The 12,411-nt window shown below is 52.0% G+C and carries 12 protein-coding genes; 9 read left to right on the top strand and 3 right to left on the bottom strand.

Annotated elements, in window-relative coordinates; all coding sequences use genetic code 11:
- Positions 1-18: 18 nt before the first annotated feature.
- Positions 19-996, bottom strand: coding sequence for an aldo/keto reductase (locus tag ACFVVF_RS20630; RefSeq protein ID WP_387813744.1), 978 nt, complete (start codon positions 994-996; stop codon positions 19-21).
- Between the two features lie 134 nt (positions 997-1,130).
- Here ACFVVF_RS20630 and ACFVVF_RS20625 point away from each other — a divergent pair, with 134 nt between their 5' ends.
- The 6 genes from ACFVVF_RS20625 to ACFVVF_RS20600 all read left to right on the top strand — a co-directional run bounded on the left by ACFVVF_RS20625 (position 1,131) and on the right by ACFVVF_RS20600 (position 5,742).
- Complete coding sequence (locus tag ACFVVF_RS20625) at positions 1,131-2,306, top strand: MGDG synthase family glycosyltransferase (RefSeq protein ID WP_387813742.1); 1,176 nt, start codon at positions 1,131-1,133, stop codon at positions 2,304-2,306.
- A 27-nt stretch (positions 2,307-2,333) separates the two neighbouring features.
- Complete coding sequence (locus tag ACFVVF_RS20620) at positions 2,334-3,518, top strand: MFS transporter (RefSeq protein ID WP_387813741.1); 1,185 nt, start codon at positions 2,334-2,336, stop codon at positions 3,516-3,518.
- A gap of 49 nt (positions 3,519-3,567) precedes the next feature.
- Positions 3,568-4,173: a TVP38/TMEM64 family protein gene (locus ACFVVF_RS20615; RefSeq protein WP_387813739.1), complete on the top strand. Its 606-nt coding sequence runs from the start codon at positions 3,568-3,570 to the stop codon at positions 4,171-4,173.
- 27 nt (positions 4,174-4,200) lie between these two features.
- The gene (locus ACFVVF_RS20610) at positions 4,201-4,512 is read left to right on the top strand and encodes a hypothetical protein (protein ID WP_387813737.1); all 312 of its coding nucleotides are present in this window, start codon (positions 4,201-4,203) and stop codon (positions 4,510-4,512) included.
- Between the two features lie 762 nt (positions 4,513-5,274).
- The gene (locus ACFVVF_RS20605) at positions 5,275-5,418 is read left to right on the top strand and encodes a hypothetical protein (protein ID WP_387813736.1); all 144 of its coding nucleotides are present in this window, start codon (positions 5,275-5,277) and stop codon (positions 5,416-5,418) included.
- 21 nt (positions 5,419-5,439) lie between these two features.
- Positions 5,440-5,742, top strand: coding sequence for a transposase (locus ACFVVF_RS20600; protein ID WP_387813734.1), 303 nt, complete (start codon positions 5,440-5,442; stop codon positions 5,740-5,742).
- 187 nt (positions 5,743-5,929) lie between these two features.
- Here ACFVVF_RS20600 and ACFVVF_RS20595 read toward each other — a convergent pair whose 3' ends face one another.
- Positions 5,930-7,021, bottom strand: coding sequence for an FUSC family protein (locus tag ACFVVF_RS20595; RefSeq protein ID WP_387813732.1), 1,092 nt, complete (start codon positions 7,019-7,021; stop codon positions 5,930-5,932).
- Between the two features lie 92 nt (positions 7,022-7,113).
- Positions 7,114-8,880, bottom strand: coding sequence for an ATP-binding protein (locus ACFVVF_RS20590; protein ID WP_387813730.1), 1,767 nt, complete (start codon positions 8,878-8,880; stop codon positions 7,114-7,116).
- A 211-nt stretch (positions 8,881-9,091) separates the two neighbouring features.
- On the opposite strand from ACFVVF_RS20590, the gene mscL reads away from it, so the two are divergent.
- From mscL to ACFVVF_RS20575, 3 genes are all read left to right on the top strand, one after another.
- The gene (gene mscL, locus ACFVVF_RS20585) at positions 9,092-9,598 is read left to right on the top strand and encodes a large conductance mechanosensitive channel protein MscL (RefSeq protein ID WP_387813728.1); all 507 of its coding nucleotides are present in this window, start codon (positions 9,092-9,094) and stop codon (positions 9,596-9,598) included.
- 11 nt (positions 9,599-9,609) lie between these two features.
- Positions 9,610-10,245 carry an NUDIX hydrolase gene (locus ACFVVF_RS20580; RefSeq protein WP_387814296.1) on the top strand — a complete coding sequence of 212 codons (636 nt, stop codon included), beginning with the start codon at positions 9,610-9,612 and terminating at the stop codon, positions 10,243-10,245.
- A 779-nt stretch (positions 10,246-11,024) separates the two neighbouring features.
- On the top strand, positions 11,025-11,606 hold the full coding sequence (locus ACFVVF_RS20575) for a superoxide dismutase family protein (RefSeq protein WP_387813726.1): 582 nt from the start codon (positions 11,025-11,027) through the stop codon (positions 11,604-11,606).
- Positions 11,607-12,411 lie beyond the last annotated feature (805 nt).

The following is a 12,411-nucleotide window of genomic DNA, read 5'->3' as shown; positions in this document are numbered from 1 at the left end:
CTAACAAAGTTTAATTATTTACCAAGCGTAAGCTTTAGGCGCGTCTCCGCCCGGTCCCGGGAAAATCTCATCGATCCGGGCGAGCGTTGCCTCATCCAGCTTCACTTCCACGGCACGCAGCGAGCGCTCGAATTGATCCAGCGTTCTTACCCCGATAATCGGCGCCGTAACGGCCGGGTTCGCAAGCAGCCATGCTAGTGATACGAGATCCTCCGGTTCGCCAAGCTCATCGCAAAGCTTTCCGTAAGCATCCAATTGCTCACGATGCTGCTCCAGACGTTTGTTATCCCCGCTTCTGCGCCCGGCTCCGCCGCGGCGATGATTGCCAGCCAGCAGACCTCCGTCAAGCGGACTCCAAGGAATAACACCCAAGCCCAGCGCCTTCGATGCTGGCAGTACTTCCAGCTCCGGCAACCGGCATAGCAGGTTGTATTTGTGCTGCTCCGAGATCAGACCCAGATGACCTCTCGCTTTCGCTTCTCCTTGCGCCACTGCAATATCCCAGCCGGCAAAGTTGCTGGAACCGACATAGCCGATCTTCCCTTGTGCAACCGCCGTCTCAAATGCCGACCACAGTTCACGCCAATTGACATTCCGGTCAACGTGATGCATCTGGTACAGCTCGATGTGATCCGTTTGCAGACGCTTCAGCGAGCCCTCGAGATGACGGCGAATTTTATAAGCTGACAGACCTTGTTCACGATTTGGACCGTCATAAGTATCATGCATGTCGCCGTATACTTTGGTAGCGAGCACTGTGCGCTCACGGCGGCCTCCGCCTTGTTGAAACCAGCGCCCGATAATCTCTTCGGTGCGGCCGGAATTTTCGCCCCAGCCGTAGATGTTGGCGGTATCAATGAAATTGATCCCGGCATCAAGAGCCGCATCCAGAATGCGGAACGATTCTTTCTCATCGGTGTCCACACCGAAATTCATCGTGCCCAAGCATAAACGGCTTACTTTAAGTCCGGACTGTCCCAAGTACGTATATTCCATGAATCATTCTCCTCTGCCTCGCAATTTTTATGGATACAATACCCATTATACAAAAATAATAAATACGAACCAAACAGTGTTCACAATGGCATGACAATTGCCCGCTATACTTGCGGCAGGAGGTGCACCATTCCATGGCTAAGCATGATTATTTCCGTCAGCCCAAACTGCTCATTTTGTATGCATCTTATGGAGAAGGACATGTGCAAGCCGCCCGCGCCATTCGTGACGCGCTGGAGGAGCAAGGCAATTACCGGACCGTGCTCATCGATCTGATGGCAGAGTCTCACCCTTGGCTCAACGAAATGACCCGCAAATTTTATCAGCAAAGCTATACGCGCCTGCCTGCACTTTATGGATGGGTATATGGTGTGACACGGCCAATGAAACATGACTCCCTGTTCGGGGGACTACTGCATTCTTTGGGCCGTGACAAAATCAGACGCATAATGGCGCAAGAAAAACCCGATGCTGTTATTCATACGTTCCCTTTATTTGCATTGCCATCGCTCAACCGGCGCTCCCGCTTATTCGGCAATCCGCCGTCCTATGCGGTCATTACCGACTTCGACCTGCACCGGCGGTGGGTACACCCCGATATTGAGCGCTATTACGTGGCAACCGATGACCTAAAGCAGGAGCTTAGCATGCTGGGCATTCGCAGTACGAGCGTTCATGTCAGCGGCATCCCGCTCAAACCGGGCTTCCGGAATGTCGCCCCGAACCTTGAGCTGTTCCGTAAATTTGGGCTGGACCCTGCCCAGCCGACGATTCTGCTCATGGCAGGCGCACAAGGCGTCATGCCGCATATCGGCAAACTGTGCACCGGCCTGCTCGAAGAGCACCGGTCGGCTCAGATTGCGCTCGTCTGCGGCCGCAACGAAAGGCTGCGGCATACGGTGGAGCGGCGTTTTGCCCAACATCCGCAGGGCTCGCGTCTGCATCTGTTCGGCTACGTGGAGCAAATTCATGAGCTGATGTCGATCTCCACCTGCCTCGTTACGAAGCCCGGAGGCGTCACGCTCTCGGAAGGCATAGCCGCAGGCCTGCCTATCTTTATCTACCGGCCCGTTCCCGGCCAAGAGAAGCAAAACGCCGTCTATCTGCAGTCGAAGGGAGCTGCCGTCATCTGCCGCAAGCCCGAGCAGCTGATCGCGAGCTTGCTTAGCGTCATTAACGACCCGGAGCGGCTCTCCAGCAGCAAAGCCTGCCTGAACTCCTTGCAATATACGGAATCAGCGGCGGAGAGCATCGCGCGTGACATTTTAAGCCGCATCCAGTCGGGGAGATCGCTATTTTCAACGGTGTAATCCAATGATAAAGGAGTTTTATAGCCTGTGAAATTAACGAATAATCCTTGGTTCGGAGCGGAGCTGCGGCTTATCTCGATTATTTTGTTCGTTGTCGAGTTTGTCCGCGGCGCCGTACTAATCAGCTTGCTGCCCATCTACGGGCAAAAAACGCTCGGCCTATCGCTCGATATTATCGGCGTTGCCATTACGGCCCATTACTTGACCGACACGATTCTGAAAATGGCAATCGGCTATTTGCTCGACCGGTTCTCCATCCGGTTCGTGGTCCAGATCGGCCTTCTCCTCTCGCTGGTTGGCGTGTTCCTGTTCCAATTCGCCCAGCTTCCATGGGTGTTCATTGCCGCTGCTGCCCTTTACGGCATTGGGATGTCGCCAATCTGGATCGTCTGCTTGACCAAAGTGACGGCCGAGCAGCGGGCGACGCAGATGGGCTTCCTCTACACGATCTGGTTTGTCGGACTGGGCTCCGGACCGATCGTCTGCAATATTTTGCTCGACTATAACGCGGTTGCCACCTACTATTTGCTGCTTGCCCTCGCATTCGTCAGCTGGGTGCTCTCCTTCTTCATGAGCGGGAAGCGAGCTAATGACCTGAAGCCCGTACCGATTCGCGATCAGTTCGCGGTACTCGGCTCGCAGCTTAAGCAAATGCGGCTGCTCCTTCCCGGCATGATTCTGCAAACCGCAGGCGCCAGCATGCTCGTTCCGATCCTGCCGAGCTTTGCGGAGAAGCATCTCGGCATTCCCGGCACGCAGTACTCCTTGCTTCTGACGATCGGAGGAGTATGCGCCGCCGCAGGCCTTATTCCGATGGGCCGTTTAACGGACAAGCTAGGGGGCAAAAAGGGGTTTCTTGTCGTCGGCTTTATTTTTTTCGCCGTCAGTTTATATTTATTGGCATGGAAGCTTCCATTCTGGTATTGTTTAATCATCGCAATGGCGCTGGGCTTATCCTATGCCGCCGTCCTGCCTGCCTGGAACGCTTTGCTGGCCGCTTACGTGCCGCCGAAGCAGGAGGGGCTCGGCTGGGGCATTTTATCCACTTTCGAGGGAATTGGCGTTATGGTCGGGCCTCTGGCCGGAGGATTTATCGCTACCTCTTACGGGGAACCCTCCGTGGTGTGGATTAGCGCGATTCTGTTCGGATTAATCGGATTGTTCTATTTATTTCTCCCGACGAGAGCATTGAGCGGACGAGCATCGGGATAAAACATAGAAGCTCCCGTAAGGATAGGGAAAGAGTGGGGATTACGAGTTCATGACAATGATTCAAAACTGGCTGCACCTTCTCCAAAATATCGATCTCGAGCATCTTCAGCGCACACTGGAGAGCTATGCGGAATTTGGTCCGCTGCTCGGTATTACGCTGCCGCTGCTGGAGGCGTTCTTGCCGTTCCTGCCGCTTCTCGTTATCGTGGCCGCCAACGCCAACATATTCGGGCTGTGGTTCGGCTTCCTGTTCTCCTGGATCGGCGTATCCATTGGCGCGCTGTGCGTATTCTGGGTTAGCCGCCGGTTGGGCCATAACGTTAAAGCGCGCATTGAGCGGCGTTTCCCGCGTTCAGAGAAGTTTTTCAAATGGATCGAAAGCAGAGGCTTTACACCTCTCTTCCTGCTTGCATGCTTTCCTTTCTCTCCATCCTCGCTTATCAACATCGTGTCAGGCCTAAGCTCCGTCCCGTTCCGTACCTTTGCCATCGCTACCGTGCTGGGCAAGGCGGTTATGATTCTGAGCATCTCGCTAATCAGCTTCGATATCAGCAGCTTCCGCCAGGAGCCTTGGCGCATTTTCGTTACCATCGCCGTCATTCTGATCATGTGGTTTGGCGGAAAAAGGCTGGAAGCCCGCTATCAAATCAGCTGATCGCAACGGAGAGGGGCTTAAGCAGCTATGTTCAATATTGGCGCCACGTTAATCGTTTTGCTCCTCGCGGCGCTGCTGCTCGGCGCTATGTTCTTTTTTATCCGCATCTCCACGGACGATTCGGACAAATACAAGGAGTGGAAGGAAATGGTGGAGTCGCTGTTCGGCACTCCTGCCTTCCTTCGCCCGGGCGCTGGCGAGCAGCCTGGCAATGCCGAAGCGGCCGCGGCTGCCTCGGCCACATCAGCGCAGCCTTTCACGGAGCTTTGCCCCGCCTGCGGCGAGACCGTCACGGAGCAGAACGCCGACTGCCCGTCCTGCGGGCTGCGCTTACTCTAATTGGATGTGTCCGCGCACCACGCGCCTCACTTAAGACCCTCAAAAAGCCTTAACCACACTTATATTGGGTGCCTTATGGTTGATTAAGACCCTCGCAAGGCGTTAACGCTTTCCCGTCAGGCCGGAAATCGCCTTTTTCTTGCTGCGTTTCCGACCTTAAAGGCCTTTCAGGGCCTTATTCGCTCTTTCGCCCTTGCTTTGTGGCTCGTTAAGACCCTCGCAGGGTCTTAACGCTTTCCCGTCCGGCCATAAACTGCCTTTTCCTGGCTGCGTTTCGGACCTTAAAGGCCTTTCAGGGCTTTATTCGCTCTTTCACCTTTACTTTGTTGCTCGTTAAGACCCTCGCAGGGTCTTATCACCTTACCGCCAGGTTATAAACGGCCTTTTCCTTCCTGCGTTTCGGACCTTAAAGGCCTTTCAGGGCCTTATGCGCTCTTTCGCCCTTACTTTATGGCCCGTTAAGACCCTCTCAGGGTCTTAACTACCTCCCGCGCACAAAAAACTGCTCTGGCATCATACCGTTCATCCTCTGTCCGCAGATTTCATACCGCTTCATACTGCTTCTTTACCGTCTCTGCTCCGCTTCTACATCATTTTTATCCGATTTCTACATCAATTCTCTCACGTTCCTATATGCATCTCCTCCTCACCTCACCCTGCTCATACACCAACCAACCATTTCAGCCTTCCCTTCGCGCTCATACAATTCTTCCTTTTGTGGCAAACTGTTGGAGCATCCTCAGCCGAAAGGAGGAGACGCAATTGTCAGGCGAACAGCCATCCCATAAGCAAATCGCGGCAGCTAAAGCCCAGTCGAAAGCCGATCGCACCGGTACAGGGAAGCAGAAGGCAAGCGAGCTGCAGTCCGAGGCCGACGCAGCAGCGGTAACGAAGCACGGACAATAAGCAAACGGAAGGACGAGTACGATGAACGAGCATGACAATGACAACAGGCAAAACGATATGGATCCCATCTCTGGCGAAAATGTCGACGTAGACGGCGTCTACGAAAACGAGTGGGGCCGCGTCGAAAAGCTCGAGCGCGGCGACGTATTTCCGAAGGACCCTCAACTGGGTTCGACGGAATGGGAGCTTGTCGAGCTCGATTTCGACAATCACCACGAAGGACGGACCGATCCACGGCTTATTCCGAAGGACGACGACAACGATCCTGAGGCTCATATGCAGCATCCCCGCCGCCATAAAGGCAGCAATAAGACAGAAAATTAAACAATAAAACGGGCTGTCTCCTATCTGGTTGAACATCAACCAAACAGGGACAGCCCGCTTCCTTTTTTAGACACAACCCATATTTACATACCTGACAACTTGTCCAGCAGCAGATCATCTTTCGCCTTCGAGCCTTTACTAGCTATAAGCGGCCAGCGCAGCGGTACGCGTGTTAACGCTCAACCTGCTATCCCTTGCCCGGCTTGTCCGCTAAGTCCAAGCTCTCAGCCGGCGCTTCCTTCTCCTGCCTGCTTTCCTCAGCCGCTCCCCGCTGCTGCACCTGATCGACCAGCTTCTCAAGCCGGCGCAAATGATAAGCGTATTCGAACAGCCCGGATGCTACGAAGACGAGACGCTTATGCTCGTCCGGATCTTCCCGCAAATAATCGGTCAGCTCGTTAACCAGCTTAAATTCACGATCCTCTTCTGGCTCAATGTCAGCATGAGGCTTCATTTTATTCTCGAATTTGAGCAGAATCGATTCATGATATTTGGTCAGATCCTCGATCTGACGGTCAAATTGCTTCGCCCATTGCTCAGCACCAGGCGATGCGAAATAGTGCTCCTCCACAACATCAAGCAGCTCGGAGCCTTTTTGCAGCGTCTTGATCATCTGCTTGGATACGAGCAGCTGGCGGGCATGGCTTTTTTTCGTACGAGCCAGTACCTTCCGCTCCTCCTCAAACAGCGTATACCGGTCCTCCAGCTTGCGCAGGGTAGCATGCAATGCTTCCTTCTCTTTACGGTACACTTGCTCCTTCATCTCGTTGGAGATTGCTGTGCGAAGCAGCAGCGACAGCTGGCCATACGCATGATGCACCTGCTCCGTAAACTGCTTTCTTGGCCGCGGCGGAAAAACCAGTACGTTGACCGTGAATGCCGCTCCAATACCGGTTAATACCATTAGGAAACGGTCCAGCGCAACGGTAATATTTTGCCCATGCGCCTCCATAATGGCTACAACGGTGACGAGCGTAACGCCAATCGTCGTCTCCATCTTCAGCCGTATGCTGACTAAAATAACAAGTATACATACAAGTCCCACAGCTATCGGCGTCTGGCCGAAAAGCTGCATCGCACCGAGCGCCATCGCGGCCCCGAGTATGTTGGTCTGGAACTGGTCCAGCACCTGCTGCCATGAACGGTATATCGACGGCTGAATCGTCAATATGGCAGCGACCGCCGTAATAAGCGGCGATGGAAAACCAAAGAAACTGCTTAAATATATCGCCAGTGCAACAGCCATTCCTGTCTTCAGCACCCGCGCTCCAATCGTCATACGTCCTTCTCCTCTACCAGCCATTGATTGTGCTTCTTATTATGCCACATTTAAGCGCCGCAGTCTTGTCTGTGCTAATGCTTCATCTTGCGCTATGAAATTGCAGGCAAAATCGGCTGCGTCCGGGAGCTTGGAAAACGAATATAAAAGGTTGTTCCTTCTCCAGTCTGGCTGTAGGCGTTAATTTGACCGTGATGGTTGTCTACGATTTTGTAGGTTACCATCATGCCAAGACCCGTTCCTTTCTCTTTGGTCGTGTAAAAGGGCTGGCCAATCTTCGACAGCTGCTCCTTCTCCATCCCCGGCCCCTCATCCTGAATCGAGACCGTTACGGTACGCCCCTCCTCCAAACCGGCTACAATCGTAATCTTGCCTCCGTGAGGCATCACTTCAATTGCATTTTTTATAACGTTAATAAACACTTGCTTAATTTGATTTTCCACACCCATGATCCAGAGCGGCTGTTGATCCATCTGCAGCACCATTTCAATATTGTGCAGAATCGCTTCGGTCTCCAGCAATACTACGGTCTCGGACAGCATTTTGCGGACATCCTGTTCAGCGAGATCATACACTTGAGGCTTGGACAGCATCAATAGCTCGCTCACGATCGACTCGATTCGTACAAGCTCCGATTTCATAATGTCGTAGTAGTTCCGGTTATCAGCCCGTCCGGTCGTGATCAACTGCAAAAAACCCTTCAACGAGGTGAGAGGATTGCGGATTTCATGCGCGATTCCTGCAGCAAGCTGGCCAGCGATATAGAGCTTCTCGGAGTTGATGAGCAGCTCTTCGTTTTTCTTCCGTTCGGATATATCTCGAATAATGACTTGAACGATCGGCTCCCCCGACAGGCTCATGCTGGATCGTACAACTTCCGTATAGAGCCGGGTTCCTTTCACAGTCTGCCACTCCAGCTCCATCGGCTTTTGCTGAGCGTCATTAGGCTCGCTTTCCTCATGAAGCCAGCGGTTGAGCTGCTCGTGATGCTTCACATGAAGCAATTGCCGGACCGACTTGCCAATCATTTCATCTGCCTGCTTCACTTCAAACATACGCAGACCGGCCTTATTAATAAAGGTCCATTTATTGTTTTTGATCATAGCGATCATATCAAGCGAGTTCTCCACCAGCATCTTGTATTGCGCATTCATTACGTTGTACTTGCGCGCCGCATACCAGGTTGTGAAGGTGAAGCTGAAGATCAGAAGCGTTGCGATACCTAGCAAAAAAGCGAGCAGCAGCAAGTAGTTGTTCAAGCGGTCGGTTGTAACTATTTCGGCATGCTCGATTTTCAAAGCGATCAAACCGACTTGATGCATCGCCATTGCCGAAGCGCCAAGCACAACGCTGCTGATCATTTTATAGGTTTGCCGTTTAAGCATAAATAGATAGAGTGAAAAAAACGTGCCAAAATAAATAATAACAAAGGAGAGAATCATGAGCGGATAGTCAACTTCACAGTCCCGTATCTCGCCGGAGAGCATCGTCACGTAATGCAATGCAGCAGCTCCCACCGATATAAAAATACTGCTCGTTAAGAGCCGGACATTAAGCGCGCATTTCGACCATAAATTCATAATGCCGAAATAAGTAAGCGCAGAACAGCCTACGAGCGCATACAGCATTTTCATATCCAATACGATAAGGTAATCAGAGCCCAGCATTGATACGACATGCATCGTCCAGAGTCCGAGACCAAGCACCAGAGATCCGCCAACAATCCAGTTTTTCAGCGAAAATCTCTGCTTCGTACGCGGCTGCCCCACCATGCTGAACATTGTATAGCAAGCAAATACAACGATGAGCAGCGATAATAGCATGTAATAGAATTTACCTATCGTAGGATCGTGATTCATACGGCTCCCTTGTCTTCCATTATTGTGGCTGTCACTAGAAAATTCGACAATGCTGAAAAAAATCCTGTCGACTTTTTTGGAAGAAAAAACAAAATTAATGCGTATTATATCAAATGGTCTGTACTTCCGAATCTAGCGGAAATCGACTAAAATGATAGAGTAGTTTACGAATAAATTGGGTATACTAGATTTAAAGGAGAGCGATCGTACTATGAAGATCATTCAGGAATTTAAGGAGTTCGCCGTCAAAGGCAACGTAATCGATCTGGCCGTCGGTGTCATTATCGGTGCTGCCTTCGGTAAAATCGTTACGTCACTCGTAAATGATATCATTATGCCGCCAATTGGACGGATTCTTGGGGGCGCGGATTTTAAAGGATTGTTTATTAATCTGGATCCGGAAAAGGCAGAGCGGCTTGGAGCTGCCAAAGATCAGCTTCATTCCCTTAAGTACATGACCGACAACGGCATCCCCGTCATCGCTTACGGTCAGTTCATCAACGTACTGCTGGACTTCTTTATCGTATCTGTATGTATTTTCTTCCTTGTAAAATTCATTAACGTACTGCGCCGGCTTAAGCCTGCTCAGGAAGATGCCGAAGCGGCTCCTACGGAGAAAGAGTGCCCTTACTGCTTGTCCCAAGTGCCGATTAAGGCGACGCGCTGCAAGCATTGCACATCGCAGCTTGAAGTGCCGGCAGCCGGCGCAAGCGTATAGCGGAGCAGATGATGGCAGAGGAATTATTCGATATTTATGACGAGCATTTGAACCCCATCGGCACGGCTACCCGCTCAGAGACTCATGCTCGCGGGTACTGGCACCGTTCCTTCCATTGCTGGCTGACCCGCAGGGAAGGAGATAGGCGATTTGTCCGCTTCCAGCTGCGTCAGGCGGGCAAGGACACCCATCCGGGACATTACGACATCACCGTCGCCGGCCATTTGTCGGCCGGCGAAACGATGCGCGATGCGGTACGCGAGATCGAAGAGGAGATCGGCATTTCCGTCGCCTTTGAGGAATTGATTCCGATAGGCCAACTTCGGGAAGAAGCAGACGGCGAAGTGAATGGCGTACCTTTTATCGACCGTGAAGTCAGTGATGTTTTCGGCTGCGTATGCGACTTGCCGCTGACCTCGCTAACGCTCCAAGCTGAAGAGGTTGCCGGCGTCTATGAAGCCGACCTTGAAGAACTGATCCGGCTGTTCGACGGAGAGCTGCCGGAATTGAACGCCGAAGGCGTCGAGGTTGCCGGCTCTTTATCGGGCGGCCTTCAGCAGACGGCACAGCGAACCGTCCGTTCCGCCGAATTCGTGCCCCGCGAGGGATACGCCGAAATAATGCGCGCGCTCCGCGCTTGTACGTAACATTGACGGCCTTCGGGCCGTCTTTTTTTGCAGACTCAGGCTCCTCCGACTTGATTACAGCTTTTCCGCCGCGTCCCTGCATACCTGAAACCATCTCCCAATTGCGATACCACTGGTCGATCATGCCATGGATGTTGTAGAACACCGTCTGGCGGGGAGCGAGATCAAAATTATCGATTTCAGGCTGATTATTGATTCGCGCCGCGGTTGCGTGAATGCAGCCGTGAATGCCGCTTGATTCGATAAAACGCCCAAGCTCATCCAATGTGGCAAACGAACGGGGATTGTTGATTATCCGCGCTTCTGCAGCCCGATTATAGCAAGGCGCGTTTCGAATGGCAGACGGCACTTCCGTCCATCCTGCGATATAGCGCATATCGTAGCCCTGATTCTGATACCACCCATACACTTTGTTTATGAAATAACGGTGAAAGCGCAGAAACTGCTCCCCAAAGCCCCGGGGCGGAATCGTTCCCGGTGTAACGTGATGCTGATGATGCCAAATCTGATGCTCTTGCAGCCAATCTCTTGGAAAATTCGGAATTACCGGCATTTATACTCGCCTCCATACACTATTTTCGCCTATGGTAGATGCCACAGTTTATGCAAACGAGGTTTGGGAAGTGTAGGCGGCACGGCAATCACGGGGTACAGCCGCACACAAAGTGCCGGCCATTCAGGCGTGTTGGTTGCAATGGGTAGCGAGCATATTCGTTTGTATGTTTTTCATAAAGTTGGCAAAAGCTAAGGTGACAACAGACAGGAGGCTCTAATAACCGATGAGAAAACAACTAGCTTACGGAATGATCAGCCTGCTCGCAGCTGGTGCTTTGTTGAACGGAGCATTGGCAGGAACAGCAGCGGCCGACAAACCGAAACCAACCCCCGCCAACCCTAATCCGCCAGCAGCAGCGGCTGAAGTAAAAGTATCGATTGTTAACAGCAAAGGCGAGCCAATCGGCGCAGCGCTGCTTCAGGAGAAAAACGACGGGCTGCACATTCTGCTGCAGGCAAGCGGCTTGCCGGAGGGCGAGCATGGCATTCACTTCCACAACGTCGGCAAATGTGAAGGCCCAACTTTTGAATCGGCTGGCCCTCACTTTAATCCAACAAATAAAGAACATGGCTTCGACAATCCGAAAGGGTTCCATGACGGCGACCTGCCGAACATTAAAGTCGATGCCAACGGCAAGGTCGGAACCGAAATCGTCACGAAAAACGCCACCTTGGCGAAAAACGCGGCCAACTCCTTATTGAAAGAAGGCGGCACAGCGCTCATGATTCATGAGAAAGCCGACGACTATAAAACTGACCCTTCCGGCAATTCCGGCAACCGGATCGCTTGCGGGGTTATTAAGTAAATGAGAGAGCGGCTCCGTTTGGGGCCGCTTTTTCTATACGCTCTGACGTTTCGGTCATGCAGGGCGGAGTTTTCATGTGCTATGCACTGGGGTTGCTGCGCGTTTCGGTCATGCAGGGCGGAGTTTTCATGTGCTATGCACCGGGGTCGCTGCGCGTTTCGGTTCATGCTGCTATTCTTGATTCCATTTCCTCCATCTCTATGATTGATGATAAAAATGAATAGAATCTTCAAAAAATCATCATGAACTCGAACCACTCCGCTCACCCTCACCTCACATCAGCACTGTCTGCTTCTAAACACCTTGCACTGCTCAGCAGCAACGAACCCGATTCGCTAGAACATCAGCAGACGTTCGCATCGTGCGTAACGAACCCGATTCGCTATTTTGCGAAGACCGATTCGCTGTTCCTGCCCAAAAAGCGAGTATTCTGGGCGAGATCGAGCATTAGCGAAGAGAATTTCGCTAACGGAGAACCTAGGTTCTCCAAAAACGAAGTTTAATTCGCTGTAGCGGAAATGGCCGTATTTCGGTCCGTGTGCAGCGAAATTAGATTCGCTGTTTTGCGAAGCAGGTTCGCTAAAGTATCAGCAGACGTCATTCGGAACACGTACAACGAACTTGGATTCTCTGTTTTGCGAAGCAGATTAGTTAAAGCATCAGCAGACGTAACTCGGAACGCATGCAGCGAACTTGGATTCGCTATTTTGCTAAGTCGGTTCACTAAAGCTCAGCAGACGTCATTCGCATCGTGCATAACGAACCCGATTCGTTATTTTGCGAAGGCCGATTCGTTGTTCCTGCC

The sequence above is a fragment of the Paenibacillus sp. NPDC058174 genome (assembly GCF_042883865.1).
In the GTDB taxonomy this organism is placed as follows: domain Bacteria; phylum Bacillota; class Bacilli; order Paenibacillales; family Paenibacillaceae; genus Pristimantibacillus.
The sequence above is the reverse complement of the archived record's forward strand: the minus strand, read 5'-3'. Positions and strand labels throughout refer to the sequence as shown.